Here is a 26,689-nt window from a genome sequence, read left to right as displayed (position 1 = left end):
CCTCTGCTTCGGAACGCGCCGTCCGGATCGGAAAAAACGCTTTACAATTCGGTATCTAGGGCGTCGATCAGCCGGTCAAGCTCTGCCCCGGTGGTGTAGTGAAGAAAGCTGAGGCGCAGCACGCCTCGCCGCGGGTTCACGCCCATCGCCTGCAACAGCCGCGGCGCGTAGAAATCGCCGCCGCCGGCCATGACGCCGTGCTGCGCCAGCCGCGCCGCTGCCGCCGCCCCAGGCTCTTCCAGTGCAATCGCGATGGTGGGCGCGCGCCGCTCGTCGGCCGCAAGCCGGCCCAGCACGCGCAGGTCCGGGCGGTCGGCCAGATAGCGCACCAGCCGGCCCAGCAGCCCCACCTCGCGGGTGCGGATCAGATCGCGCAGCTTGCCGGTGCGGCCCAGCGCATCGCGCCCGGCCTGAAAGTGATGACCGTAGATCGCGTCTATGTAATCGGCCATCCCTGCGCAGGCGGCGACCTGGGCATGGTCGGGCCCCGCCGGCGTAAACCGCTTGGTCGGGTCATCGGCGTTGAACCCGTGCCCCTGGGCCGGCAGTTTCACCGCCAGCTCATGGCGGATCGTCATGAGCCCCTGGTGGGGGCCGAAGGTCTTGTAGGCCGAAAACAGGTAGATATCCGCCCCAAGCCGCCCGATATCGGGATAGCCGTGGGGCACGAGGCTGACACCGTCGACGCAGCTATAGGCCCCCGCCGCGCGCACCTTGGCGCTGATCGCGGGCACGTCGTTGATCTCGCCCACGATGTTCGAGCAATGCGGAAAGCAGACCAGCCGCACCTTGCCGTCCAATAGCCGCTCCAGCTCTTTCGGGTCGAGATGCCCGGTCTCGGGATCGACCCGCCATTCGCGGATCTCGATGCCGTCCTCGGCCAGCCGCCGCCACGGGCCGCTATTGGCCTCGTGGTCCTGGTTGGTCACCACGACGACCTCGCCGGGGCGCAGCCAGCGCCGGAACGCCTGCGCCAGCACGAAGGTGTTGGCCGTTGTAGAGGGGCCGAAATGCAGCTCTTCGCGTGCCACGCCCAGATGCGCCGACAGCCGGATGCGCGCCTCGTCCATCTCCTGGCCCGCGCGGGCCGAGGCGTCGTATGGCCCGAAGGGCTGGACCTTGCGCTCGGTATAAAACCGGTTGAGCCGCCAGATCACGTAGCGGCAGGGATACGAGCCGCCGGCATTCTCGAAAAAGGCTTGCTCACGCAGCGCCGGGGCACGAAACGCGGGAAACTGGTTGCGCACATAGTTGATGTCGAGGGCAACCATTGCGGGCTCCGGCAAGAGAAACGGGCATATCCCCGTTCCTGATTACGAAGGGCGTCAGTTTGATGCAACGCCTTGAAATGGCGTTGAATCGCGCTAGCGCCCTTCGCAAAAGGCCGGTTACCGCTCGGACTGGAGCCCGCGGAAGATGGCAAAGCACATCGCCAAGAGAACGACCGTGAACGGCAGCCCAGTGGAGATCACCATGGCCTGGAGCGCGCCCAGCCCGCCGCCGATCAGCAGAACGATGGCCACCGCACCCTCGAAGGTGCACCAGAACACCCGCTGCGGCACCGGCGCGTCGATCTTGCCGCCCGCCGTGATCGTGTCGATCACCAGGCTGCCGGAGTCCGACGAGGTGACGAAGAACACGATCACCAGCACGATCCCGATCACCGAGGTGATGGCCGACAAGGGCAGCCCCTCGAGCATCGCGAACAGCGACATCGGCGGGTTATAGCTGTCGATCACCTGCGCCTTGACGGAGCTGGCGTCGGGGTTGCTCAGCACCTGGTCGATGGCGGTGCCGCCGAAGACGGCCATCCACAGCACGCAGACGAGGCTGGGGATCAGCAGCACGCAGATGATGAACTCGCGCACCGTGCGGCCGCGGCTGACGCGGGCGATGAACATGCCGACGAAGGGTGACCAGGAAATCCACCAGGCCCAGTAGAACGAGGTCCAGCCCTGCATGTAGCCGGTATCCTCGCGCCCGATCGGGTTCGACAGCGCCGGAAGGTCCTTGCCGTAGGCGACGATGCCGGCGACGAAATCGTTGAGGATGGTCAGGGTCGGCCCGGCCAGCAGCACGAACACCAACAGCAGCGCAGCCACGCCCATGTTGATTTCGGACAGCACCTTCACCCCGCCGTCAAGGCCGCGCAGCACCGAGATCAGCGCCACCGCGGTGATCGCGGTGATCAGGAACACCTGAACCGAGATGTTGACGGGAATGCCAAAGACATGCTCAAGCCCCGCATTGGCCTGCTGCGCGCCGAAGCCCAACGAGGTGGCCAGCCCGAAAAGCGTGGCAAACACCGCAAGCGTGTCGATGATATGGCCCCACCAGCCCCAGACACGCTCGCCCAGCAGCGGGTAGAAGGCCGAGCGGATCGTCAGCGGCAGGCCCTTGTTGTAGGTGAACAGCGCCAGTGCCAGCGCCACCACCGCATAGATCGCCCACGGGTGCAGCCCCCAGTGATAGATCGTGGCCGCAAGCCCCATGCGCTTGGCCGCCTCGACGTTCTCGGGGATGATGCTGCCGTCCTCGGCAATCGGCGACGGCACGCCCAGCGGCTCGGAAATCGCCATGTGGTAGACGGGTTCGAGCACGCCGAAAAACATCAGCCCGATGCCCATGCCGGCGGCAAAGAGCATCGCGAACCAGCCGATGTAGCTGTAATCGGGCTTGGCGTCGCGCCCGCCCAGCCGCACGCTGCCCACCGGCAGCACGATCAGGACGAGACAGAACACCACGAAGATGTTGGCCGCGCCCAGGAAAAACCAGTCGAAAGTCGAAGTCAGCGCGGGCCGGAGCCAGCCGAAGACGGCCTCGGCCTGTTCGGGCAGGGCCAGCGCGTAAAACACGAAGGCCATGATGGAGAGGCCCGAGATCATGAAGACCGGGTTGTGAATGTCAAAGCCGAATGGACCGACCTGGCCCTCGATATTGTCCTGCCCGATCGCGTAATCGGTATCGATCAAATCGGCGGCGCCTTCCGGCGCTGGAATGCCTTCGGGTGTCGGATCATCTGTCATGTTGCGTGTCCCTCTGCTGTCGCTCGGGTTTATCTTGATTGGCCGGCCGCTCAGTCCTCGTGATCGCGCACCAGGAAGATCGAGGCATGCGCGTGCAGCGCCAGCTTGCCGCCGTGAGACGGCCAGACGTAATCGCCCACATTGGGCAGATGCGAGGCCATGACCACCAGATCGGCCCCCACCTCCTGGCGCGCCTCGCGCAGCGCGTGGTCGAGATCGACCGACGGGTCGTGGCTGATCACGGTCTTTGCCGTGGCCTTGTGGCCGTGGCGTTCCGCCTGATCGGCGGCAAAGGCCTGAAGCTTGGCGTCGAACTCCTCGGGACTGTGGGCCACCGTGCCGGGTTGCGGCGTGGTGACCGCCGCATAGCAGACCGGAATGCCGTAATGGCGCGCAAGGTCCGCGGCCACGTCAAGCGCGCGTCCCAGCCGGTCGATATGAGCAAGGTCGACCGGGGCCAGAATCTGGGTGAACATCATCGCTCTCCCTGTTGGAGGCGCCGGCGACGACCGGCCGGCGCGCGTGTCGGTGTTGACAGGGGTGAGTTGCGGGTCGTGTGCCCGTCCCCTGCGACCTAGCCTAACAGGAAAATTTGATTGGACAACCAAAGCACAATGCCGTGACCGAGGCCCCCCGCCGCGGACCCGGGCTGCGGCCGCGACACCGGCGCATGCCGGAGCGGCCGCGATTGAGCGGCGCGTCCGTCGTTCGCGGGGTGCGCCGGCGGCACGGGGGGCGCAAGATTTTTGTTCGAAGACCGTACAAAAGTCCTGCGAGCGTTTTGCCTGCGGCGGCTTCAGCCGTTGACGTCGACCACCACGCGGCCTTTCACCCGGCCTTTCAGGATATCGGCGCCCAGCCCCGGCAGATCGGCCAGCGTCGCGGGCTGGATCATCGCCTCGAGCTTGTCCATCGGCAGGTCGCGGGCGATCCGGCCCCAGGCGCGCACGCGCTCCTCGTGCGGCTGCATCACGCTGTCGATGCCCAGAAGGTTGACGCCGCGCAGGATGAAAGGCGTGATCAGCGCCCCCTCGATGGCGGCCCCGCCCGCAAGCCCGACGGCGGCCACCGACGTGCCATAGGTCATCTGCTTGAGCACCCGGCCCAGCATGACACCGGCCACCGCGTCGACGCAGCCCGACCAGCGTTCGCTTTCCAGCGGTTTGCGCGTGACCTCGGTCAGCTCATCGCGCGGCACGATCTGCGCCGCGCCCAGCTCGCGCAGGTAGCCTTCGGTTTCGGGCCGGCCGGTCACCGCGGCCACCTCATATCCCAGCCTGGCCAGGATCGCGGTCGCCACCGAGCCCACGCCGCCCGCGGCCCCGGTCACCAGCACCGGCCCCTGCCCCGGCGCGAGCCCGTGATCCTCCAGCGCCATGACCGCCAGCATCGCGGTAAAACCGGCCGTACCCACCGCCATCGACTGGCGCGTGCTCAGCCCATCGGGCAGCGGCACCAGCCAGTCGGCCTTCACGCGCGCCTTTTGCGCGTAGCCGCCCCAGCGGGCCTCGCCGACGCGCCAGCCGGTCAGCACCACCTTGTCGCCGGGGCTGTAGCGGGCGTCGTCGCTGGCCTCGACCGTACCGGCGAAATCGATCCCCGGCACATGCGGATAGCTGCGCACCAGCCCGCCGCCGGGGCCGATGCACAGCCCGTCCTTGTAGTTCACCGTGGAATACTCGACGGCCACCGTCACGTCGCCCTCGGGCAGCCGGTCCTCGGCCACCTGCTGCACGGCAGCCTGGGTCTTGCCGTCTTCATCCTTCTCGACGACGAGCGCGTTGAACATCTCATTTCTCCTCAGTTGGTCATGTCGGGCATCAGAAACAGGTCGGTGTCGCCGGGCGCGGCCCCGGCGGCGGTCAGCATGGCGTGCACCTGCCCGCGATGGTGGGTCTGGTGGTTGAACATGTGCAAGACGCAAATCGCCCGTGGCCGCGCAACCTCGCGCCCCGCCGCACCGGATTGCCAGACCAGATCGTTCGCCAGATCGGCCGGGCCGAGCGCCCCGGCCCAGCGGGCGATGCGCGCATCGGTGATCCGGCGCCGGGCGCGCAACTCGGCCCAATCGGGCGCGTAGCCGTCGCTGTCGGACAGCCCGCCCCCCGGCGGCGGCCAGCCGTCGAGCCGGGCCATCCAGACGTGATCGGCCCACAGGATATGGCTGAGCGTGCCGTGAATCGAGCCCCAGAAGGCACCGCGTTCGGCCAGAAGCGCCGCAGGCTCCAGCGTCTCGGCCGCGGCGATCAGCGAGGTGTTCTGCCAGCGGTTGTAGCGCGCCATCAGCCGGCACCAGTCGGGCGTCACCAGCCCGTCGTGCCCTGCCCCGGCCGCCTGCGTGTGCATTTTCGTCCTCCTGTCGCTTTCGCCCCTTTTGGCAGAAACCGCCGGCGGTGACGAGACCCGCCCGCCACGCGCATGGCCCTTGAGCGGCCCCCGCCGCTCCACTAGCGTTCGCTACGGACCACTGCCCAAGGAAAGGGACCTGGCATGACCGCACGACTGATTCTCGCCGGCACTACGGCGCTATTCGCCGCTGGCGCAGCGTTCGCCGCCGACGACGAGCTTCTGGTCTTCGACTATTCCGGCTTCGAAGACCCCGCCTTTCATTCGAAATACATCGAACAACACGGCCAAAGCCCCGCCTTCGCCTTCTTCGGCGACGAGGAAGAGGCGTTCCAGAAGCTGCGCTCGGGCTTTCGGGCCGATGTCAGCCATGTCTGCGCGGGCTCGGTGACGAAATGGATCGAGTCCGGGATCGTGGAACCCTGGGATACATCGAAGATCAGCGCCTGGGGCGATCTCAACGCCGATCTGACCGGCACCGACGTGACCGATGTCAGCGCCGAGGTCTATTTCGTCCCGACCGATTTCGGCTCGACCGCCATCGCCTACAACACCGAAGAGGTGGACGACGCCGACCTGGCCACGCTCGATATCTTCCTGAACCCGAACTACGCCGGCCGCGTCACCCTGCCCGACAATGTCGACGACGCCTACGCGCTGGCCTATCTCGCCACCGGCACCCAGAACTGGGCGACCGCCACGGACCAGCAGTTCGCGGCCGCCTCGGACTGGCTGCGCGCGGTGCATCCCAACCTGCGCACCTACTGGGTCGACCCGGCCGAGCTTGCGCAGCTTCTGGCCTCGGGCGAGGTGGTAGTCAGCTGGGCCTGGAACGAAACCCTGCCGACCATGGTTGACGCGGGCTTTCCCATCGGGTTCCAGCGCGAGCCGGTGCAAGGCTCTTCGCTATGGCTGTGCGGGTACGTGAACCTCGCCGACGGCGAGGGCAGCGAGGAAAAGGCCTATGATTTCCTCAACGCCATGCTCGACCCGTCATCCACCGAGCCACTGCTCGAGGCAGGCTACGGCCATGCCAACGCCAAGGCGATGGCGGCCTATGGCGAAGAGGCCCTGACCGAGGTCGGGCTCGGGCCGATCGACGCGCCGGTGCTGGCGCAACTGCCGATGCCCAACGAGCTGCGCGAGCGCCAGTCCGCCGAGTTCGAAAAGATCAAGGCCGGGTTCTGAGTCCAGTGCCCCGGCCCGCGCCCACGGGCGCGCCGGCCGGGGCCGAAGATCTTGAAGGATTTTTGCCAAGGCCCTTGAACAAGCGCCTTGGTGGCGCCCCTTGTCGCCTGCCGCTACCGCCCCGGCGGAAGGCGCGGCTGCGCGGCCAGAAACGCCGCCTCGTCCATCACCTTCGAAAGCCGTGCCCGGCGGAAATCGATATGCACGATGCGCCGGGTGCGGTTTTCGGAATCGACACGCCGAAACAGGAACGAGCGGTCGGTGAAGTGTCCCGGCACCATCACCCAGCGCACCATGCTGGATGTTAGGCCGCGATAGGGGGCGATCAGGTCGACGATCCAAAGCCTCTCGCCCGCCGCCCAGTCCTCGGGGTCGAGCGGGTCACCGACGATCAGCCGCCGCTCGGCCTCGGGGGTGAGCCAGGCCCAGGTGTACATCCCCCGCGGCACGCCGTCGAAGCGGAACAGCCGGAACTGCCCATGCGTCAGGGGGGGCTCGAGATAACGGCGCAGCTCACCGACCGACATTGCCCCGTGGCGCGGGCTGCGGAACGCCAGGAAGGCCATGTCGCCATAGGCGCGCAAAAGATCCGCCGACGGCGCCTCGACCGCCGGCAGCGCGGCACCGGTCGCATCGGTCAGCTCGCCCATCTCTGCTCCTCGCCGGCCCCGGCCGCGCCCGCCCCCGGACGCCCGTGGCCGAGAAGCTTGCCCTCCCAGGCTTTGAGCGCCGGGCGCGCCGCCGCCCATGGCGCCACCCCGCCAGAAAGCTCTGGGAAGAGCCGGACGAGTTCGGCGCGTGCCGGCGCGGCGAGTTCGCGCATCGCATAGGGGCCGGGATGGAAGCTTTCGGTCGGGGCGCCTTCGGTGAACATGATCTCGTGCCGGTCGAACAGCAGGTGAAAATACTCGACCTCTTCGGCCAGGTGGTCCACGCGCACCTTGTCATCGTCGAGCAGGCTTTTCGCCGGCACCAGCACTTCGGCCTCGCCGAACAGAAGTTCCGCCCGCCAGTCCTGCAGCAGAACCCGATGCTGGGGCGAGACCACCAGGTCGCGGTAAGGCCGTCCAGACCCCAGGGCCCCCGCCGCGATGCGCACCGGTCTGAGCTCGGGATGCGCGGTCAGTTCGGAGGCGTTTACCCGGCGCGATCCGATCCAGCGGATCGGCGCAGAGCCTCCGTCATAGGTGCGAACCGGATCTCCCTGTCGCAGCGTCTCGACCGGGACCGCGCCCTCGACGGTCTCGATCAGCGTTCCGCGGGCGACGCAGATCAGGATATTGATAACCACCGTATCCTGGTCGGAATTTCCCCCGCTCGACCCGGTTACGGTAAAGCTCAGCGTCTGGTCGCTGCCCGTCGCCAGCACCGCGGCGCGGTCGACGATAAAGGTGAAGGTGCCATCGCTGCTATTGGTGGTAAGGGTGCCCAAGCCCTGCTGGTTGAGGGCAGAAAAGCTGTAGCCGTCCGTGGCCTCGCTGCTGGCCCCGCCCCCGAGGGGAACCTGGTCGAAATCGCCGCTGATCGTGGTGGCGCCCACACCCAGGTCAAGGGTGAAGGTCCATGTATCGAGGTTCAAGGTACCGCCGCCCTCGGCGCCGGACACCTCGCTGATATTGTATCCCATGACGGGTCCTGCTCGACGTGCCTCTTTACGGACACATTTGACCGAGTTTTAGCATCAGATCGCTCGTCAATCCAGCCCGGCGTCGACCCGGCCCGACGGCGCGCGTTCTTTTTTTTGCCGCCCAGGACGGTCATGGCACGCCTGAGGCACCCGGGGCGCGAAAAGCGTTCCGCGTAAACTGCCCGATCGGGAACGCAAGATTTCTTCGCCGCGATGCGGTAGGCTTTGTTTGCCGGCGCGGTCTTGCACTCCGGCTTGACGCACAACAGGTTCTGGCCAGACACAGGAGGATCCGAGATGACGAAACACCTATCCAGTGCTGCCCTCGCAATCACGCTGCTCGCCTCTTCGGGCTGGGCGCAGGACGCGGGTTTCGGCCCGCTGATCGATCCCCAGGGGCTGGCCCAGGCACGTGAAACCGTCGCCCCGCTGGTGCTCGATATCCGCACCGACAAGGTGGGCGAGACCGAGCAGACGGTCTATGCGGCGGGCCATATTCCCGGCGCGGTGCACGCGCCCTACAACCTCTTCCGCGGGCCCAAGGAAAACCCCGGCCAACTGGTCGCCGAGGACAAGCTGACCGAGGTGCTGCGCAGCCTCGGCGTCACCAAGGACCGGCCGGTGGTGATCGTGCACCAGGGCAAGGACCAGACCGATTTCGGCGCCGCCGCCCGCGTCTACTGGACGCTGAAATCGAGCGGCGTCAGCCCGCTGGCCATCCTTAACGGCGGGATGAACGCCTGGGAGGAGGCCAAGCTCGAGGTCTCGACCGACGCGGTCACGCCGACACCCAGCGCCATCGAGGTCAGCTTTTCCGACAAGTGGCTCGCCACCGAAGAAGACGTGCAGGCCGTGGTCGAGGGCCGCGCCGAGGGCCAACTGGTCGACGCCCGTCCCGAAGCGTTCTGGAAGGGCAACGCCAAGCACGGCGCGGCCGCCCGCCCCGGCACCCTGCCGCAATCGCGCTATTTCACCCATTCCTCTTGGTTCGGTGACAGCGCGCCGTCGCTGATCGAGGCCGACACCGCCAAGGCGTTGGCCGCCGAGAACGGGTTCGAGTCCGGCGACAGCCTGGTCTCGTTCTGCAATACCGGCCACTGGGCGGCGACCAACTGGTTCGCGCTGAGCGAACTGGCCGGGATCGAGGGCACGCGGCTTTACCCCGAGTCGATGGTCGGCTGGTCCAAATCGGGGCACGAGATGGCCAATGTCCCCGGCCCCGTGCGCAACCTGTGGAACAAGGTCACCGGCAAGTATTGAGGAACGGGTATGAGTGAAACGGCAACGGCGGCGCCCCGCGGGGCGCCGCGCCTGGCCGGGCGGGCCGGGATGGCGCTGGCCGCGCTTTTGGCAGTGCTGGCGGTCGCGGCGATGGCCGGGCCGCGCTACGGGTTGCTGCTGCTTCTCGGGCTGGGCTTCGGTCTGGCGCTCGAGGGGCTGCGCTTCGGCTTTACCGGGCCGTGGCGGCGGATGATCCTGTTCCGCGACCCCTCCGGGCTGGTCGCGCAGATGGTCTGCATCGGGCTTGTGGCGCTGGCCGCCTTTCCGATGCTGGCCGCGCACGGGTCCGAACTGAAGGGCGCCCACGCGCCCGTGGGCTTTGCCATGGTCGGCGGGGCGTTCGTGTTCGGCGCCTGCATGCAGATCGTCCTGGGCTGCGGATCGGGCACGCTGGTGAATGCCGGCTCGGGCAACGCGGTCAGCGCGGTCGCCCTGCCCTTTTTCGCGGTCGGCAGCTTTGCGGGCGCCTATCACCTGACCTGGTGGACCGGGCTGGGCACCCTGCCTTTGGTCGCGTTTGCGGGCACCGGCGGGCTGGCGGTGACGCTGGCGGGGCTGGCCGCGGTGGCGCTGCTGGTGCTGGTGCTGGGCGCCCCCGAAAAACGGCGCCTGCCGGGGCGGCTGTGGATCGCGGCCATCGTGGTGGCCGCGCTGGCCATCGCCCATCTGGCGGTCGCCGGTCAGCCCTGGGGCATCGTCTACGGGCTGGGCCTGTGGGTCGCCAAGGGCGCCACCGCGCTGGGGGCGGATCTCTCCGGCTCGGCCTTCTGGGCGGCGCCGGGCAATGTCGAACGCGTCGAACAAAGCGTGCTGACTGACATAACCTCGCTGACCGATATCGGCCTCATCGCCGGCGCGGCGCTGGCCGCGTGGTGGCGCGACGGGCTGTCTGGCCCGCTCAAGGGTTACCCGCTGGGCGCCTGGGTCGCGGTGATCGTCGCGGGGTTTTTGTTGGGCTATTCCTCGCGGCTGGCCTTCGGCTGCAACGTGGGCGCCTTCTTTAGCGGCATCTCGACGGGCAGCCTGCATGGCTGGGCCTGGTTCGCCGCGGCCTTCCTGGGCTCTTACTACGGTATCAAGCTGCGCCCCTACCTGGGGCTGGAGGCCCGCCGATGACCCGCCGCCCTGTCGTGATCGTGCTGCTGATCGTCGTGGCGGGCCTCTTGGCCGTCGACCTCGCGGGCTCGGCGCCGCTCGACCCCTACGGTGCGCCGCCGCTGCTGGCGCTGGGTTCGGGCCAGGCGGCCACCGGCGCCCATTGCGCCGCCCTGCCCGGGGGCTGACCCGCCCCCTCGCCCCGCGGCGGTTGAAACCGGCGCCGCGCGGGTTTATCTTAGGTCTGTCTCGCAAGAGACTATGGCGATAAACGCGCCCGTAATAAGCGGATCGGACCCGGGGGCGGTACCCGGCGGCTCCACCAGAACTCCCACATTGGCGGGATCATGGGGCCGAAACAGGATCGACGGACGTCTAAAGGGGTTAGCTTTCGCCCGGTGAGCTACCACCGTTATCGGTGCAAGCATGATAGTTGCCAATGACAACCGTGCTCCGGTGGCCGTTGCTGCGTAAGCAGTAACCAAACCGAAAACTTAAGCCCTGTTCCTCTAGCAAGGGCAGGCGGGGTTCGCAGGTACCTGGCAACAGAAACCTGCACCTTCTCCCCATTCGAAAAATCGCGGCGCCGTTCAGCGCGCATCAACCTTTGTCGCCGACAAGGGGGACAGGCAGCAACCCGAGGGCGGCGCGATGACCAAGGCAGAACTTCTCGACCGGTGGTACCGGCGGGTCTATATCGAGGGCGATCTCGACGCGGTCGATACGCTCTTTACCGACAGCACCCGGGCCGCGGGGCTGATGGACGATTTGCAGGTGGGCCCGGAGGATCTCAAGGTCTTCGTCGCGGCAATGCTGCAACTGGTCGAGGATCAGGGCTACCGCATCGTCCATACCATCGAACACGGCGACTGGATCTCGGCGCTGTTCGACGTGCGCGCGGTGGCGGTGGGCAGCCTGAAACCGGTGCGCCTGTCGGGCCAGATCATGGTGCGGTTCGAGGGCGAGCGCATTGTCGAGGCCTATAACAACTGGGATATCCTGAGCTTTTTCGAGCAACTGGGCCTCTTGCCCGAACACAGCCTCGAGCTGGGCATGACCGGGCAAAAGATCGCCTGAGGCTTTTCATCGCCCCGTTGCATGGGCCGTGCTAGGGGGGCGGGATGGATCGCCCCGCCCCGCCCCTGCCCGAGCTTGTCCGCGTCTTCGGCCGCATCGGCCTGTTGTCCTTCGGCGGCCCCGCGGCGCAGATCGCGCTGATGCACCGCGATCTGGTGGAATCCCGCGGCTGGCTGGACGACGAGGGCTTTCTGCGCGCGCTCAGCTTTTGCATGCTGCTGCCCGGGCCCGAGGCGATGCAACTGGCCACCTACGCGGGCTGGCGGATGCGGGGCGTGGCCGGAGGGCTGATCGCCGGCGGCCTTTTCGTTCTGCCCGGCGCGGTGGTGGTGCTGGCGCTGGCCGCCGCCTATGCCGCCTTCGGCGCGGTGCCATTGGTCGAGGCGCTGTTTCTGGGGGTCAAGGCCACGGTGGTCGTGGTCGTCATCGACGCGCTGCTGAAAGTCTCCGGCAAGGCGCTGAAAACCCCTGCGCGCTGGGTTATCGCCGGGCTCTCCTTCCTCGGCATCTTCGCGCTCGCCCTGCCCTTCCCGCTGATCATCGCGGCCGCCGCGGCCTATGGCTATCTCAGCGCCCGCGGCGCGCCGCTGCCAGCGCCTGGCCCGCGTCCGCCCGCCGCCCGTCCGCTGGTCACCATCGCCACCTGGTCGGCGCTCTGGCTGGCGCCCGTTGCGCTGCTCTGGGCCGCCGGCCCGCCGATCCTGGCCCAGATCGCGGCGTTCTTTTCCAAGCTTGCCGTCGTCACCTTCGGCGGCGCCTACGCGGTGCTGGCTTACATGACCCAGGAGGTGGTGACCGGCAAAGGCTGGCTCGACACCGCGCAGATGGTCGACGGGCTGGGCCTGGCCGAAACCACGCCGGGGCCGCTGATACTGGTGACCGAGTTCGTGGGGTTTCTCGCGGCCTTCCAGGCCGGGGGCTGGGCAATGGCGCTGGCGGGGGCGGCGGTCACGCTGTGGGTCACCTTCGTGCCCTGTTTCCTGTGGATCTTCGCAGGCGCCCCCTACATCGACCGGCTGGCCGGCATGCCGCGGCTGTCGGCGGCGCTGGCCTGCGTGACGGCGGCGGTGGTCGGCGTCATCCTCAACCTCTCGATCTGGTTCGCCGCGCATGTGTTCTTCGCCCGTGTCGAGATGCTGGAGGCCGGACCGCTGCGCCTGATCGCCCCCGACCCCGCATCGCTCAACATACCCGCGCTGGCGCTCGCGGGTCTCGCAGCGCTGCTGCTGTTTTGGCGCCGCTGGCCGCTGCCGGCGGTGCTGGGCCTGGCGGCCGGTTTGGGGGCGCTCGGGGGCATCGCGGGGTGAGCGCGAAGTTTGCGCGACGGGCCTTTCAATCGAGTCCGAATCCCCTATGCTGGCTTCAATTAAAGGGAACGAGGACCGCCCCCACATGTCGCGCCAGATCGACTATGGCAAGCTGATGCACCGCGCCATGCGCGGGCTTATCCAGCAGGTGCTTGCCGATGTCGCCGAGCAGGGCCTGCCGGGCGAGCATCATTTTTTCATCACCTTCGACACCACCCATCCCGAGGTGGCGCTGGCCGATTGGCTGCATGCCCGCTACCCCGAAGAGATGACGGTGGTCATCCAGCACTGGTTCGAAAATCTCGACGTCACCGATGACGGGTTTTCGGTCACGCTGAATTTCGGCGACAGTCCCGAGCCGCTTTATATCCCCTACGACGCGATCCGCACCTTCGTGGACCCCTCGGTGGAGTTCGGCCTGCGCTTCGAGACGCAGGAAAGCGAGGACGAGGACGACGATGCCGACGAGGCGTCGGACGAGGAGGCGCCGGAGGACGAGACGGCCCATGTGCAGGACGCCGAAGTGGTCAGCCTCGACAAGTTCCGCAAGTAACCCGGCCGCGCACACGGCGCACACAGGGCGTGATTGCCAAGCGCAGGCGCGCGCCCTATAGCCCGTGCCGACGCCAACGCGAGGAGATGCCGATGACCGCAACCCGCACCGAGACCGACAGCTTTGGCCCGCTGGAGGTGCCCGCCGACAAGTACTGGGGCGCCCAGACCCAGCGCAGCGTGATGAACTTTCCCATCGGCTGGGAGAAGCAGCCGCTTGCCATCGTGCACGCGCTGGGCGTCATCAAGCAGGCCTGCGCGCAGGCCAACATGGATGCGGGCAATCTCGACGCGCGGCTGGGCGGGGCCATCGTGCAGGCGGCAAGCGAGGTTGTCGCGGGCAAGTTCGACGACAATTTCCCGCTGGTCGTCTGGCAGACCGGATCGGGCACGCAATCGAACATGAACGCCAACGAGGTGATCGCCAACCGCGCGATCGAGATCCTGGGCGGCACCATCGGCACCAAGGACCCGGTCCACCCCAACGACCATGTCAACATGGGCCAAAGCTCGAACGACACCTTCCCGACGGCGATGCATATCGCCACCGCGACGACGGCCCATAACGTGCTGCTGCCGGGGCTTGCGCATCTGCATTTCGCGCTGGACTCGAAGGTGCGCGCGTTCGAGGGCATCATCAAGATCGGCCGCACCCACACCCAGGACGCCACGCCGCTGACCCTGAGCCAGGAGTTTTCGGGCTACACCCATCAGGTGGCGATGGGCATCGAGCGGGTCAAAGGCGCGCTTGGGCACATCTACGAGCTCGCGCAGGGCGGCACCGCCGTGGGCACCGGGCTGAACACGAAAAAGGGCTGGGCCGAGACGGTGGCCGACAACATGGCCGAGATCACCGGCCTGCCCTTCGTCACGGCGCCCAACAAGTTCGAGGCGCTGGCCGCCCATGACGCGATGGTCGAGATGTCGGGCGCATTGAAAACCGTTGCGGCGAGCCTCTTCAAGATCGCCAACGATATCCGCCTGTTGGGCTCGGGCCCGCGCTGCGGGCTGGGCGAGCTGATCCTGCCGGAGAACGAGCCGGGCAGCTCGATCATGCCGGGCAAGGTCAACCCGACCCAGGCCGAGGCCCTGACGCAGGTCTGCGCCCATGTGATGGGCAACGACGCGGCGGTCGGCTTTGCCGGGTCGCAGGGCCATTTCGAGCTGAACGTCTACAAGCCGATGATGGCCTATAACGTGCTGCAATCCATGCAGCTTCTGGGCGACGCGGCCGCCTCGTTCACCGACAATTGCGTCACCGGCATCGAGGCCAACCGCGACCGGATCGACAAGCTGATGCGCGAGTCGCTGATGCTGGTCACCGCGCTGGCCCCCAAGATCGGCTATGACAACGCCACCACGGTTGCCAAGACGGCGCATAAGAACGGCACCACGCTGAAGGAAGAGGCGATCAACCTCGGCTTCGTCGATGCCGCGACATTCGAAGACATCGTGCGGCCCGAGCGGATGATCGGCCCCTCGGACTGACCGCTCCGCCCCGCCGCCTGCAGTGGCGGGGCGTTTCACATCAGCCGATGACGCGAAACACCTCCCAGTAGGACGAGCCGGACACGACATAGCCGCTCATCTTCTTGCGCCAGTCGGCATGGAGCTTGACCGACCCGATCTTCTCGAAGAACACATCCAGATCGGCCAGGCTGGCGATCGGGATGTCTTCCTCGATCTCGGCCTCCGCCGCCCCGACAGAGCCGGTCACCAGCCGCGCCGCGCTCATGTCCAGTTCGGTCTGCGCGCGGATCTCGGTCTTCCATTCCTGGATCAGGTCGATCGCGGCTTGCTTGTGGCCGAACCTGGTCTGGATATGCCAACGCGCAATCATCATCGGTCTTACCCCCCTGTTGTCCGCCCCCCGCAACGCGGGTAGTGAAAGGGTGTCACGAGGCCGGGGCGCGCCCCAAATCCGAAGAGAAACCCGATGTCCGCAGACCGCCCGATCAACCTCAACAAGGCCCGCAAAGAGGCGGGGCGCGCCGCCAAAAAGGCCCGCGCAGACGAGAACGCAGCCCGCTTCGGGCGCACCAAGGCGCAGCGGCTGCTCGAGGCGACGCAGGCCGAAAAGGCCAAGCGCCACCTCGACCAGGCGCGGTTCGACGACGAGTGAGCGGCCGGCCGGTCAAGCGCTCGCTCACGCTGCGCGGCCACCGCACCAGCGTGTCGCTGGAGGAAGAGTTCTGGCACGCCTTCCGCGAGATCGCCGCGCGCGAGGGCAAGCCGATCAACGCGCTCGCCGCCGAGATCGACGAGGCCCGCGGGATGGAAAGCGGGCTCGCCTCGGCGATCCGGGTCTACGTGCTGCGGCACTATCGGGGGTAAGACGGGGATAGCCATGGCGCGGCACCTATGCGGCGCAAATCCTTCGGAGGGATTTTGCCAAGCGTTTTCCGAAAACTCTTGAGCGCCAGCGCCTTAACGTCGTGCCAAGGTCAACCAGATCCCGTCTTTCGCCCGCACGGTCAGATGTGCCACCGGCACCGGGTCGCGCCCCGCCACGGGCGCGAAGCGGAACGCCCTGACAAGCATCGCCAGCAAGAGCGGCCCCTCGGCCATCGCAAAGCCCGCCCCGGTACAGACCCGCGGACCCGCCGAGAACGGGATATAGGCCTCGCGCAGCCCCGCCTTTCCGTTCTCGGTCGCGTAGCGGTCGGGGTCGAATTCGTCGGGGCGCTCCCATATCCGCTCGTGCCGGTGCAGGTGCCACGGGCTGATCACCACCTGCGCGCCCTTCGGCAGGTCGCGGTCGCGGAAGCGTTCGGGCCGCGTCGTCTCGCGCACCATCATCGGCACCGGCGGGTAGAGCCTGAGCGCCTCGCGGAACACGTCGCGGGTTAGCTTTAGCCTTGAGAGGTCTGAAAACGATGGGTTTTCTGGGAACTCCGCCACCTCTGCCGCGACCCGCTCCTGCACCTCGGGCTCACGCGCCAGAAGGTAGAGCGCCCAGGCCATAGCCGAGGCCGAGGTTTCGTGCCCGGCCAGGAAGAAGATCGCCACCTGGTCGACCATTTCGGCCGCATCGAAGGTCTCTCCGGTCTCGGGGTCGCGCGTGGTCATGATCTTGGTCGCAAGGTCGTTGGGCGCGGTGCCCGCGGCGATATCGGCCTGCCGGGCCTCGGTCAGCCCCGCGATCAGCCCGCGTATCGCCCGCGCCGTGGCGCGCGTCCGCGCGCGGTGCAGTCGCGGCATCCAGGCCGGCCCCGGCACGAAGGCCGCAAGGTTCAGGATCGGTTGGCTGCGCTGGTAGTCGCGGAATTCGTGGAATACCGCGCTGGCGGTTTCATCCTCGATCGGCAGGGAAAACAGCGTGCGAAAGATCACGTCGGCCGCGGCATGGCTGGTGATGGCCTCGATTTCGATCTCGCCCTCGCCCAGACGGCCCACCGCCGCGCGGCCTGCCGCGACCATCGCCGGAAACGTGTCGCGCAGCCGCCCGCCTTCGAAGGCCGGGTCGATGATGCGACGCTGGCGCAGCCATTTCTCGCCGTTGGTCAGGAAGACCGAATTGCCCAGAAGCGGGCGCAGCCCCGCGCCGATCCGGTCGGATTTCGGAAACGCCATCGGCCGGGCCTGCAGCACCTCGCGCACCAGATCGGGCTGGTTGACGAGATACGACCGGAAGAACGGCGTGCGGAACTCGGCCATCTTGGCGCGGTAAAGCTTGGCGGGCTGGGCCGACAGGATGTCCTGCCGGAACAGCCGCAGATAACGCAATAGCGACACGCGCTCGGGGCGGGCAGCAGGCTTGGGAGGGTGCATTCAGCGGGGCTCCGTGTCGGTGTAGCGGTTGAGCGGGGTTTCGATCCGGCTGGCCGAGGGTTTGCGCCCGGCATAACGCGCGCCCAGCGTCAGGGGCCCGGCGGTGATGCGGAAATAGTCGTAATCGCCGGGCCGGTCGAAGGCGCAGAGATACTGGAAATGCAGCCGGAAAAAGCGCCACCGCAGTTCGCGCCAGCGCGCGGGCGACAATGTCTGCGTAAAGGCCGCCGAGATCACCAGCGGCCAGCGCCGGCCCTCCGGCGCCACGCCCGACACCGCAGCCGGATCGCACAGCGCAAAGGCGCAGCCGTCGCCCGGCGCGGTCACGTCGACCCATGGGATGCGGTCCTGCCCGGCCATCAGCCTCAGATCCGCCCTCAGCCGCCCGGCGCGCGGCAGAAAGCTGACCATCGGCACCACCTGCCCCAGCGTGAGAAAGGACAGCCGCGCCCCGGGCACCCGGCCCGCGCGGATGAGGTCGGCCAGCACCGACACGCCCAGATGCGCGCCCGAGGAATGGCCGACCACCAGCACCTCGTCGGCCTCGCCCTCCAGCGCCGCGGCGATGGTGTCGGCGAACCGCGCCAGGCGGGCCTCCAGGTCGGCCGGGTAGGCCCCGCTTGCCTGCGCCGTGTGGGCGTAGTCGTGCATCAGGTAATAGGCATAGATCTTGCCGTCGCGGGCGCGGAACCAGGCCAGCAACGGCCAGACGGCAGCCAGCCCCAGCCAGCCCAGATAGGGCAGCCCGGTCAGTGCCAGGGCCGCCCCCAGCCCCCGCGCCACCATTAGCGCCACAAAGAGCTGCAACAGCAGCGCGCCGATCGGGTAAAAGGCCGCGATGGTCGGCCCTTTCCTGAGCCGCGCCAGCCGCCAGATCGCGCCCGAGCCGATATAGGCCCAGGCGGTGCGGGCAAGCTGCCAATAGGTGGCGGCGATGGACTGGCCCATCGAATTGCGTACCAGGTCGGCCCAGACCAGCACCTCGATATCGGTCTCGACCTCGGCGCCGTCCATCCGCGCCGTCACGTGCCAGCCGAAGGGCCCGCCGAGGGCCTTCGGCCCCAGCGCGATATCATAACCCGAGAGGGCCGCCTGGGCTGCGGATTCCTTTCGGTAAAGCTCGCGGTAGCGGCGCGGCGGGAACGGGTCGTAGCCGGGGATGTAAAACACCCGCCGCCTGCGCACCTGCCCTGTCGTGGTCTCGCCCATCCGCGCCCCTCAGCCTCGCCGGGGGCGAGCCTATGCGGCCTAGCCCAGCGTGGCCAGTGACGGAAATGTCTCAAGCAGCCAATAGCTGAACGCACTGAATGCCCCGGTCAGAAGCGCAAGACCGACAAGGATGAGAAGCGCGCCCATCGCCTTTTCGATCAGGCCCATGTGGCGCTTCAGCCGGCCCATCACGCCCATCGCGCGCTGGATGAAGAGCGCCGCCAGCAGGAACGGGATGCCCAGCCCTGCGGCATAGACCGCCAAGAGCAGCGTGCCGCGCGTGACATTGGCCTCCGACGCCGCCAGCGACAGGATGGCCCCCAGTTGCGGGCCGATGCAGGGGGTCCAGCCGAAGGCGAAGGCGAGGCCCAAAAGGTAGGCCCCCAGCGCCGACCCGCCCCGGTCGCCCGCATCGAGCCGCGCCTCGCGGTCGAGCACCGGGATGCGGAAGACATGCAGGAAGTGCAGGCCGAAGACGATGACCACCACGCCAGAGATCCTTGCAAAAAGCTCCTGATTTTTCAGAAAGAACGCGCCGAAGGCCGAGGCGGTGAACCCCAGCAGCAGGAACACCGTCGACAGCCCCAGCACGAAGAACAGCGCCGAGACGAAGGCCCGGCGCCGCGCAGTTTGGGCAGTGGTCAGCTCGCCCATGGTGATGCCGCCCATATAGGCCAGGTAGGGCGGCACGATGGGCAGGACGCAAGGCGAGAGAAAGCTCAAGAGCCCCGCCAGCAGCGCCACCAGCATGGCCGGGGCAAGCCCCGCGTCGATCAGCTCGATTCCGAACATCGCCTCTCCTCTTCGCGTCGGGGATAGCCAAGTTGCCGGGCGCCGTCACGCCGCAACGGGTCACAAAGCCGTGGACAGGGTGCCGCGGCGGCCCTAAACCCCGCGACGATGGACGAGGAACGGCTGATCGATGCGCGGGGGCTGCGCTGCCCGCTGCCGGTGCTGAAGGCACGAAAGGCGCTGGCTGAGATGGCGCCGGGGGCCGTTCTGCGGCTGTGGGCCGACGACCCGATGGCCGAGATCGACCTGCCCCATTTCTGCGCCGAGGCGGGCCATGCCCTGCTGGCGCAGGACATGGCCGACGGCGTCGCTGTCTTCGTCATCCGCCGGGGCTGAGAGGGCCTATCGGCTCAGCGCCCACCAGCCGCGCTTCTTGGGTTTTTGCGAGTCGTCCTCGTCGGACGGCTCTCCGGCGAATTCCGTCTCAAGGCTGGGCTCGGGCTGCGGCTCGGGCTGCGGCGCCTCTGCCGGTGCCGATTGGCCCTCTTGGGCGTCAGGCGCAGGTTCCGGCGCATGCGCGGCCTGAAGCTGCTCTTCCTCCTGCGCCACGGGCGCCGGGGCGTCGTGCTGCGCGACAGGTGCCGGTTCGGGCGCTTGGGCGGCCGTTGCCGGTTCGGGCGCGGCGTCGGGCGCCGGCATATCCGTCACCTGTTCGGCCTCCGCGACAGGCGCAGGCGCTTCGGGCTCAAGGCTCGACTCGGCCGGAGCGGCCTCGACGGGTGTCGCCTCGGCCTCTGACGGGGCCTCGTCGGACCTGGACCTGCGGTTGCGCGAGCGGCCGCCGCGGCTGCGCGAGCGTTTCGGCTTGTCCTCGGAGGGCTGCGCCGCCTCGCTCTCGGCACCGGCCTCTGCGGGGGCCTCGGCCTCGGTCGACTCCGACCCTGCCTCTTGCGGCGCGGGCTGCTCGCCATTGCCGTTGGGTTTCTTCTTGCGGCGCCGGCGCCGGCGCTTTTTCGACGGGCTCTGCCCGTCGTCACCGCGCGGCTCTTCGGGGGTGTCCTCGACCGCCGGGACGACCTCGGCAACCTCGACGGCCTCGGCCTCTTGCAGATCGGAGGTATCGACCGAGATCACCTGCACGGCCACCTCGGGCACCGCGCGCGTCGCGGTCTTGAAGCGTTCGATGGCGTAATCGGGCGAGATCAGGAACGAGTCGGCCTCGATCCGCACCGACAGCCCATACCGCGCCTCGATCTGCGCGACATGCTCGCGCTTCTGGTTCATCAGGAAGTTGACGATGCCCACGGGCGCCTTGATCAGCACCTCTTTCGACCGGCCGCGCACGCCCTCTTCCTCGATCTGGCGCAGGATCGACAGCGCGAGGTTGTCGTCGGAACGGATCAGGCCGGTCCCGTGGCAATGCGGGCAAGGCTGGGTCGTGGCCTCGATCATGCCGGGGCGCAGACGCTGGCGGCTCATCTCGAGCAGACCAAAGCCGGAGATGCGGCCCAGCTGGATGCGGGCGCGATCGGTCTTCAGCTTGTCCTTCAGGCGCTTTTCGACGGCGGCATTGTTCTTGCGCTCGTCCATGTCGATGAAATCGATCACGATCAGCCCGGCAAGGTCGCGCAGGCGCAACTGGCGCGCCACCTCTTCGGCGGCCTCAAGGTTGGTCTTGAGCGCGGTCTCCTCGATCGAGCCCTCCTTGGTGGCCCGCCCCGAGTTGACGTCGATGGCGACCAGCGCCTCGGTGACCCCGATCACGATATACCCGCCCGAGCGGAGCTGGACCGTGGGGTTGAACATCGACGACAGGTAGCTTTCCACCTGGAACCGCGCGAGCAGCGGCATCGGGTCGTGGTAGTGCTTCACGTTCTTGGCGTGGGACGGCATGATCATCTTCATGAAGTCCTTGGCCACGCGATAGCCGGCCTCGCCCTCGACCAGCACCTCGTCGATCTCGCGGTTGTAGAGGTCGCGGATCGAACGCTTGATCAGGTCGCCCTCTTCGTAGATCGGCGCCGGCGCGATGGATTTCAGCGTCAGCTCGCGGATCTGCTCCCACATCCGCTGAAGGTATTCGTAGTCGCGCTTGATCTCGGCCTTGGTGCGGTTGGCCCCCGCGGTGCGGATAATCAGACCCGCCCCTTCGGGCACGTCCAGCTCGCCCGCGATCTGCTTGAGCTTCTTGCGGTCGGTCGCGTTGGTGATCTTGCGGGAAATGCCGCCGCCGCGGGCGGTGTTGGGCATCAGCACGCAGTAGCGGCCCGCAAGGCTGAGGTAAGTGGTCAGCGCGGCGCCCTTGTTGCCGCGCTCTTCCTTGACCACCTGCACCAGCATGATCTGGCGGACCTTGACGACTTCCTGGATCTTGTAGCGGCGCGGGCGCGGCTTGCGCGGGCGGATGTCGTCCGAAACATCCTCGTCGCCCACCGACTCGATCTGGTCATCGCGGCTGGCCGCGTCGGGCATGGCCGCCTCGCCATCCTCGTCGTCGTCGCCCTGGTCGCCGTCTCCACGGCCCTCATCGGCCTTGCCAGCCTCGTCGTCCGCGACGGGCGTCTCGGGCGCGGCGGACTCGGCGGTCGGGTCTTCGGCGGCAGGCGCCTCGGGCTCGGCGGCACCGGCATCGCTCTCGGGCGCCGCGGCGGCGGGCGCTTCGGCCTCGGCCGCCTCGGGCGCGGCGCCTTGCGGGCCGGCCGGCACGTCCGTCGCGGCGGGCACGTCGCCCAACTGCGAGGCGAGGATTTCGGGCTCGGTCGCCTCGGCGTCTTCGCCCAGATCGACGACATCCATACCGGGGATGTCCGCGCTCACATCGCGGGTTTCCACCGCGTCGCCCGAGCGGGTCTTTTCCGCCTTGGAGTCGGAGCGGCTGCGCGAGCGGCGCGAGCGGCGCGGTTTCGGCGCCTCTTTCGCCTCGTCATCGTTCAACGACTCGGCATAGGCGCGCTCTTCGGCGAGCAGCGCCTCGCGGTCGGCAACCGGGATCTGGTAGTAATCGGGGTGGATTTCCGAAAAGGCCAGAAACCCGTGGCGATTGCCGCCGTAATCGACGAAGGCCGCCTGCAGCGACGGCTCGACCCGGGTTACCTTTGCGAGGTAGATATTTCCGGCAAGCTGTCGCTTGCTGGCCGCCTCGAAATCGAACTCTTCGACCTTGGTTCCATCGACCACCACAACGCGGCATTCCTCCGCGTGGGTGGCGTCGATAAGCATCTTCTTTGCCATTGTGTCTCGTTGCATCGCGGCAGGCCGCCCGGCCCTGGTGGGCGGACGGTCGGCGGCGGATGTCTTGTTTGGGCTTGGGCGTGCGCGGCTCGGGCGAACGGGGCCACGGCCATCGGCCGTCCCGTTTCTTGCCTGATCCTGCTCGCGCGTTCCATCGCGGTTTGTCTCCGATGCCGGTTTGTCGGCATCCGTTTATACGCCCGGTCCGCCTGCGACGATGCGCGACGTTGCCGAGCCTGCTTTGACCCATCGGGGGCCGATCGGTGCGTTTCACGCCGGTCCGGCACTCGCCTCAAACGGCGCGAAAAACAGCGAAACTCAACTTAGGGTGAAATGCGGCCAATCGCCTGCACTCCCGCCCCGCGACAATAGCCACTTCGCCGGGGCAAGGGCAATGCCTTTTTCCAACTGCGCCGGTCAGAGATAATCCGACCGGCTCAGCCCGTACTTGGCCATTTTCTCGTTCAGCGTGCGCCGCGGCAGGCACAACTCTTCCATGACGTTAGAGATCGAGCCCTTGTGGCGGCGCATCGTGTTGTCGATCAGCATCCTCTCGAACGCCTCGACATATTCCTTCAGCGGCTTGCCCTCGGTCGTCATCACCGGCTGGGCGGCCTCGTTTTCGGCCATCAGCAGGCTTGCGATCGTGCCGGTGCCGCGCCGGCTTTGCAGCACCGCGCGCTCGGCCACGTTGATCAGCTGGCGCACATTGCCCGGCCAGGGCGCCTGCAACAGCTGCGCCGCCTCCTGCGCACTGACCTCGGGCGCCTCGCAGCCGTATTCGTCGGCGAACTGCTCGGACAGGCGGGTGAACAGCGACAGGATATCCTCGCCCCGCGCGCGCAGCGGCGGCAGGGTGATCTTCATCGCCGCGAGCCTGAAAAACAGGTCGGGGCGCAGCATGTCCTCGCAGGTCTTGTCCTGCTCCTGCAGGTTCGAGACCGCCACGATGCGGGTCTCGGCCGGGCTGCCCTGCTCGTTGATGAAGGTCAGGAGACGCGCCTGCAGCGACGGCGGCAGCGCCTCTACATCCTCCAGGCACAGCGTGCCGCCGCGCGCCTCTTCGACCGCGGGCAGTTGCGGGCCGTCGGTTTCGGCCATCGGGCCGAACAGCCGGCGCGACAGCGCCTCTTCCTCGAAGGCGGAGCAGGCCACCTGCACGAACTTGCGCCCCGCCCGCGGACCGACCGCGTGCAGCGCGTGGGCCACCAGCGTCTTGCCGGTGCCGGTCTCGCCGTCGATCAGCACATGCCCATCGGCCTGGCCGAGGTCGAGAATATCCTCGCGCAGCCGTTCCATCACCGGCGCGGTGCCGATCAGCTTTTGAATGATGCCCGCGCCGTCGCCCAGCTCGCGCCTGAGCGCGCGGTTGTCCAGCGTCAGCCGCCGGGCCTGGGTGGCGCGCTTGGCCAACTCGGTCATCCGGTCGGGGTTGAACGGCTTTTCCAGAAAGTCGTAGGCGCCGATGCGCATCGCCTCGACCGCCATGGGCACGTCGCCATGGCCGGTGATCATGATCACCGGCAGGTTGCTGTCGACCCCCATCAGCCGCTTTAGAAACGCGATGCCATCCATGCCCGGCATCTTGATGTCGCTCACCACGATGCCGGGGTAATCCGCCCCCACCGATTTCAGCGCGTCCTCGGCCGAGCCGTAGGTCTCTGTCTCGTAGCCCGACAACGCCAGCCACTGGCTGATCGACTGGCGCATGTCCTGTTCGTCGTCGACGATGGCTATCTTCATGGTCCGGGGCATCGGTTTTACTCCGCCGCTTCTATTTCTTCGCCCAGAATGGGCAATTGCACCTCGAACACCGCGCCGCCGGCGCGCCCGTTGCGCGCGGTCAGGCGGCCGCCGAGGTCGCTCACGATCCCCGACGAGATCGCCAGGCCGAGGCCGACGCCGTCGCCGGGCCGCTTGGTGGTGTAGAACGGCTCGAACAGCGCGTTGATATTCTCGATGCCGTGGCCGTTGTCGCGCACGGTCAGCGTCGCCGTCTCGCCGGCCGAGAGGAGCAGGTCGATCTGCGCGTCCGCGGACATCTTGGTGGCGTCGAGCGCGTTCCTGAGAAGGTTGATGATGACCTGTTCCAGCCGGATTCGGTCGGCCATGACCAGCACCGGGCGGTCCGGCAGGGTGCGGGTGATGGTGACCTTGCGTCGCTTGAGCTGCGGCTCCATCATCGACAGCGCCGACGAAATGCAGGCCCGCATGTCCAAGGGCTCGAACGCCTCGCCGCCCTTGCGGGCATAGCTTTTCAGCTGCCTCGTGATCGCGCCCATCCGCTCGATCAGGTCGTCGATGCGCTGGAACGACGAGAGCGCCTCGTCGGGCCGGCGGCGTTGCAGCAGCAGCCGCGCACCGGCGAGATAGGTCTTCATCGCCGCAAGCGGCTGGTTCAACTCGTGGCTGACAGCCGCCGACATCTCGCCCAGCGCCGCCAGCTTGGAGCTTTGCGCGAGCGTCTGCTCGGCCACTTCGAGGTTTTTCTCGGCCTTCTCACGCTCGGCGATCTCGCGTTGCAGGCGCAGGTTCAGCTTGCGCAGCTCCGCGGTTTCGCGCTGAAACCGGATCGAGCGCAACTGCGCCCGGCGCGACAGCAGGTAGAAGGTCAGCGCCAGCAGGATCGCAAAGCCCATGATCTCCAGCGCCAGCACCGCGTTCACCCGCTCGCGGATCGAGGCATAGGTGGTGAACGACGAGATCCGCCAGCCCTGGAACGAGATGCGCGCGTCGTTGCGCATCACCGCCTCGCCCATCAGGTAGGCATCGGGCGGCAGCGTCCCCCAATCGGCCGTCGCCTGGATCGCGCGCGCGATCGCCGAAGGGGCCGAGCGTGCGGCCAGCGCCTGCTCGATGGTGCGCCCGCGCCAGCGCGGCTCGGTCGACAAGATGATCTGGCCCTCGCTGTCGGTCACCAGCACCGCGTCGGAAATGCCCGCCCAGCTCTGTTCGAACTTGGCAAGGTCGACCTTGACCACGATCACCCCGATATTCTCGCGCTCCGATGTGACCTTGCGCGAATAGGTGAACTCGAACCCGCCCTGCTCGGTCTGCGAGGTGATGAACACCGTGTCGTTGGCGCGCCGCGCCTCGACGAAATAGGCACGGGTGCGCTGGGTCGCGCCAATCGTCGAGCGGTCTGTCGCCGCCACAACGCGCCCGGACTCGTCCAGCAGGGTCAGCGCCGCCGCGCCGATCTCGTCGAGATACGATATCAGCCTTTGCGAGCTTTGGGAAAAGTCGCCCGAGTTCAGCGCGCCGATCAGCGTAGGGTCGCGCGACAGCAAAAGCGGCACGACAGAAGCGCGCTGCAACTCGCTGACAATATTGCCGGAATAAAGCGCCAGCCGCACTTGCGCGCGGTTCCGCGTGGTCTCGGTGAAACGTTCGGTCAGAAAGCTGTTGGTGACCCACACGATGGCCACGGCCACCACGCACAGCAATGACACCGCCAGGCGCAGGCGCCAGTCGCGGCCACCCCGCCGGCCGCCATTGCCATTCTCTCTTCCCGGGCGTTTCATGAAAGCAAGGTAAGCCCCTGGGACGCCACGCTCAAGCGCGCGTGGCTCAGGCCGGCGTAAGCGCGCCGGTCAACGCGCGGAAAAGCGCCGCCCCGTCGGTGCCGCCATGGGCCGGTTCTGCCGCACGTTCGGGATGGGGCATCATGCCCAGCACCCTGCGGTTCTCGCTCAGCACGCCGGCGATGTCGCCGGCCGAGCCGTTCGGGTTATCGACATAGCGAAAAGCGACGCGGTCCTCGTCGCGCAGCCGCGCCAAGAGCCTGTCGTCGGCCACGTAATTGCCATCGTGATGCGCGATCGGGATCGAGACGCGCTGGCCCTTGCCATAGCCCGCGGTAAAGGCGCTGGCGGTGGTCCCGACGACCATCTCCACGCTCTTGCACAGGAATTTCAGCCCTGCATTGCGCATCAGCGCCCCCGGCAGCAGCCCGGTTTCGGTGAGCACCTGAAAGCCGTTGCAGATGCCCAGCACGTAGCCGCCGCGCCGTGCGTGATCGACCACCGACCCGGTAATGGGCGAGCGCGCGGCGATGGCCCCGCACCGCAGGTAATCGCCGAAGGAAAACCCGCCGGGGATGGCGACCACGTCGGTGCCCGCGGGCAGGCGGCTGTCCTTGTGCCAGACCATCGTGACATCGGCGCCGGCATTGCGGAACGCCACCGCGAGGTCGCGGTCGCAATTGGAGCCGGGGAAGACAAGAACAGCGGCTTTCATGGATATCT

Annotated in this window: 26 protein-coding genes and 1 other RNA gene; 12 read left to right on the top strand and 15 right to left on the bottom strand. The window is 67.6% G+C overall.

From position 1 onward, the window contains the following. Positions 1-41: 41 nt before the first annotated feature. The 5 genes from Ga0609869_RS09575 to Ga0609869_RS09555 all read right to left on the bottom strand — a co-directional run bounded on the left by Ga0609869_RS09575 (position 42) and on the right by Ga0609869_RS09555 (position 5,372). Positions 42-1,271: an aminotransferase class V-fold PLP-dependent enzyme gene (locus Ga0609869_RS09575; protein ID WP_125406495.1), complete on the bottom strand. Its 1,230-nt coding sequence runs from the start codon at positions 1,269-1,271 to the stop codon at positions 42-44. A gap of 117 nt (positions 1,272-1,388) precedes the next feature. Further along, positions 1,389-3,026, bottom strand: a complete 1,638-nt coding sequence (locus tag Ga0609869_RS09570; protein WP_369022852.1) for a BCCT family transporter — start codon at positions 3,024-3,026, stop codon at positions 1,389-1,391. 50 nt (positions 3,027-3,076) lie between these two features. Next, positions 3,077-3,502 carry a universal stress protein gene (locus Ga0609869_RS09565; RefSeq protein ID WP_125406490.1) on the bottom strand — a complete coding sequence of 142 codons (426 nt, stop codon included), beginning with the start codon at positions 3,500-3,502 and terminating at the stop codon, positions 3,077-3,079. A gap of 320 nt (positions 3,503-3,822) precedes the next feature. Continuing rightward, complete coding sequence (gene acuI, locus Ga0609869_RS09560; protein ID WP_125406487.1) at positions 3,823-4,815, bottom strand: acryloyl-CoA reductase; 993 nt, start codon at positions 4,813-4,815, stop codon at positions 3,823-3,825. Between the two features lie 11 nt (positions 4,816-4,826). Then, positions 4,827-5,372 (bottom strand): DinB family protein, encoded by a 546-nt coding sequence (locus Ga0609869_RS09555; RefSeq protein ID WP_245972315.1) that lies wholly within the window; start codon positions 5,370-5,372, stop codon positions 4,827-4,829. Between the two features lie 144 nt (positions 5,373-5,516). On the opposite strand from Ga0609869_RS09555, the gene Ga0609869_RS09550 reads away from it, so the two are divergent. Then, positions 5,517-6,560: an ABC transporter substrate-binding protein gene (locus Ga0609869_RS09550; protein WP_125406485.1), complete on the top strand. Its 1,044-nt coding sequence runs from the start codon at positions 5,517-5,519 to the stop codon at positions 6,558-6,560. A gap of 113 nt (positions 6,561-6,673) precedes the next feature. On the opposite strand, the gene Ga0609869_RS09545 is transcribed toward Ga0609869_RS09550, so the two are convergent. Then, positions 6,674-7,210, bottom strand: coding sequence for a toxin-activating lysine-acyltransferase (locus Ga0609869_RS09545; protein ID WP_170168833.1), 537 nt, complete (start codon positions 7,208-7,210; stop codon positions 6,674-6,676). Beyond that, complete coding sequence (locus tag Ga0609869_RS09540) at positions 7,198-8,187, bottom strand: Hint domain-containing protein (protein WP_125406479.1); 990 nt, start codon at positions 8,185-8,187, stop codon at positions 7,198-7,200. The genes Ga0609869_RS09545 and Ga0609869_RS09540 overlap by 13 nt, the downstream gene beginning before the upstream one ends. Before the next feature lie 297 nt (positions 8,188-8,484). On the opposite strand from Ga0609869_RS09540, the gene Ga0609869_RS09535 reads away from it, so the two are divergent. The 8 genes from Ga0609869_RS09535 to fumC all read left to right on the top strand — a co-directional run bounded on the left by Ga0609869_RS09535 (position 8,485) and on the right by fumC (position 14,987). Next, complete coding sequence (locus Ga0609869_RS09535) at positions 8,485-9,447, top strand: sulfurtransferase (protein WP_125406476.1); 963 nt, start codon at positions 8,485-8,487, stop codon at positions 9,445-9,447. Between the two features lie 9 nt (positions 9,448-9,456). Next, the gene (locus Ga0609869_RS09530; protein WP_125406473.1) at positions 9,457-10,584 is read left to right on the top strand and encodes a YeeE/YedE thiosulfate transporter family protein; all 1,128 of its coding nucleotides are present in this window, start codon (positions 9,457-9,459) and stop codon (positions 10,582-10,584) included. Then, positions 10,581-10,751 carry a hypothetical protein gene (locus Ga0609869_RS09525; protein WP_170168832.1) on the top strand — a complete coding sequence of 57 codons (171 nt, stop codon included), beginning with the start codon at positions 10,581-10,583 and terminating at the stop codon, positions 10,749-10,751. Before Ga0609869_RS09530 ends, Ga0609869_RS09525 begins: the two co-directional genes overlap by 4 nt. A 19-nt stretch (positions 10,752-10,770) precedes the next feature. Next, positions 10,771-11,123, top strand: a transfer-messenger RNA (tmRNA) gene (gene ssrA, locus Ga0609869_RS09520). A 91-nt stretch (positions 11,124-11,214) separates the two neighbouring features. Then, positions 11,215-11,640 (top strand): ester cyclase, encoded by a 426-nt coding sequence (locus tag Ga0609869_RS09515; RefSeq protein WP_125406471.1) that lies wholly within the window; start codon positions 11,215-11,217, stop codon positions 11,638-11,640. Between the two features lie 44 nt (positions 11,641-11,684). Next, positions 11,685-12,947, top strand: a complete 1,263-nt coding sequence (chrA, locus tag Ga0609869_RS09510; RefSeq protein ID WP_125406468.1) for a chromate efflux transporter — start codon at positions 11,685-11,687, stop codon at positions 12,945-12,947. Between the two features lie 85 nt (positions 12,948-13,032). Further along, on the top strand, positions 13,033-13,500 hold the full coding sequence (locus Ga0609869_RS09505) for an SspB family protein (protein ID WP_125406466.1): 468 nt from the start codon (positions 13,033-13,035) through the stop codon (positions 13,498-13,500). Between the two features lie 92 nt (positions 13,501-13,592). After that, complete coding sequence (fumC, locus tag Ga0609869_RS09500; protein ID WP_125406463.1) at positions 13,593-14,987, top strand: class II fumarate hydratase; 1,395 nt, start codon at positions 13,593-13,595, stop codon at positions 14,985-14,987. A 40-nt stretch (positions 14,988-15,027) separates the two neighbouring features. On the opposite strand, the gene Ga0609869_RS09495 is transcribed toward fumC, so the two are convergent. Next, positions 15,028-15,342: a hypothetical protein gene (locus Ga0609869_RS09495; RefSeq protein WP_125406460.1), complete on the bottom strand. Its 315-nt coding sequence runs from the start codon at positions 15,340-15,342 to the stop codon at positions 15,028-15,030. A 93-nt stretch (positions 15,343-15,435) separates the two neighbouring features. Here Ga0609869_RS09495 and Ga0609869_RS09490 point away from each other — a divergent pair, with 93 nt between their 5' ends. Both Ga0609869_RS09490 and Ga0609869_RS09485 read left to right on the top strand, forming a co-directional pair. Continuing rightward, positions 15,436-15,621, top strand: coding sequence for a DUF4169 family protein (locus Ga0609869_RS09490; protein ID WP_125406457.1), 186 nt, complete (start codon positions 15,436-15,438; stop codon positions 15,619-15,621). Then, entirely contained in the window at positions 15,618-15,833 is a 216-nt protein-coding gene (locus Ga0609869_RS09485) for a ribbon-helix-helix domain-containing protein (protein ID WP_125406454.1), read from the top strand. The genes Ga0609869_RS09490 and Ga0609869_RS09485 overlap by 4 nt, the downstream gene beginning before the upstream one ends. Before the next feature lie 93 nt (positions 15,834-15,926). On the opposite strand, the gene Ga0609869_RS09480 is transcribed toward Ga0609869_RS09485, so the two are convergent. Genes Ga0609869_RS09480 through Ga0609869_RS09470 form a run of 3 tightly spaced genes read right to left on the bottom strand, consistent with a single transcriptional unit; the run spans position 15,927 to position 19,271 of the window. After that, complete coding sequence (locus tag Ga0609869_RS09480) at positions 15,927-17,270, bottom strand: cytochrome P450 (protein WP_125406451.1); 1,344 nt, start codon at positions 17,268-17,270, stop codon at positions 15,927-15,929. Continuing rightward, complete coding sequence (locus Ga0609869_RS09475) at positions 17,271-18,479, bottom strand: hypothetical protein (protein ID WP_125406448.1); 1,209 nt, start codon at positions 18,477-18,479, stop codon at positions 17,271-17,273. Between the two features lie 39 nt (positions 18,480-18,518). Continuing rightward, positions 18,519-19,271: a cytochrome c biogenesis CcdA family protein gene (locus tag Ga0609869_RS09470; RefSeq protein ID WP_125406445.1), complete on the bottom strand. Its 753-nt coding sequence runs from the start codon at positions 19,269-19,271 to the stop codon at positions 18,519-18,521. 108 nt (positions 19,272-19,379) lie between these two features. Between Ga0609869_RS09470 and Ga0609869_RS09465 the strand changes: the two genes are divergently transcribed. Further along, on the top strand, positions 19,380-19,607 hold the full coding sequence (locus tag Ga0609869_RS09465) for a sulfurtransferase TusA family protein (RefSeq protein ID WP_125406442.1): 228 nt from the start codon (positions 19,380-19,382) through the stop codon (positions 19,605-19,607). Between the two features lie 6 nt (positions 19,608-19,613). Here the strand turns inward: Ga0609869_RS09465 and Ga0609869_RS09460 are convergent, their stop codons facing one another. The 4 genes from Ga0609869_RS09460 to purQ all read right to left on the bottom strand — a co-directional run bounded on the left by Ga0609869_RS09460 (position 19,614) and on the right by purQ (position 26,681). Beyond that, on the bottom strand, positions 19,614-22,442 hold the full coding sequence (locus tag Ga0609869_RS09460; RefSeq protein WP_125406440.1) for an Rne/Rng family ribonuclease: 2,829 nt from the start codon (positions 22,440-22,442) through the stop codon (positions 19,614-19,616). 417 nt (positions 22,443-22,859) lie between these two features. Next, the gene (locus Ga0609869_RS09455) at positions 22,860-24,197 is read right to left on the bottom strand and encodes a sigma-54-dependent transcriptional regulator (protein WP_125406437.1); all 1,338 of its coding nucleotides are present in this window, start codon (positions 24,195-24,197) and stop codon (positions 22,860-22,862) included. A gap of 5 nt (positions 24,198-24,202) precedes the next feature. Beyond that, positions 24,203-25,966 carry a sensor histidine kinase gene (locus Ga0609869_RS09450; RefSeq protein WP_125406434.1) on the bottom strand — a complete coding sequence of 588 codons (1,764 nt, stop codon included), beginning with the start codon at positions 25,964-25,966 and terminating at the stop codon, positions 24,203-24,205. A 46-nt stretch (positions 25,967-26,012) separates the two neighbouring features. Further along, the gene (gene purQ / locus Ga0609869_RS09445) at positions 26,013-26,681 is read right to left on the bottom strand and encodes a phosphoribosylformylglycinamidine synthase subunit PurQ (RefSeq protein WP_125406431.1); all 669 of its coding nucleotides are present in this window, start codon (positions 26,679-26,681) and stop codon (positions 26,013-26,015) included. Positions 26,682-26,689: the final 8 nt, after the last annotated feature.

This window comes from Rhodovulum iodosum (assembly GCF_041020385.1).
Classification (GTDB): domain Bacteria; phylum Pseudomonadota; class Alphaproteobacteria; order Rhodobacterales; family Rhodobacteraceae; genus Rhodovulum; species Rhodovulum iodosum.
This window is presented reverse-complemented; position numbering and strand designations above follow the sequence as displayed.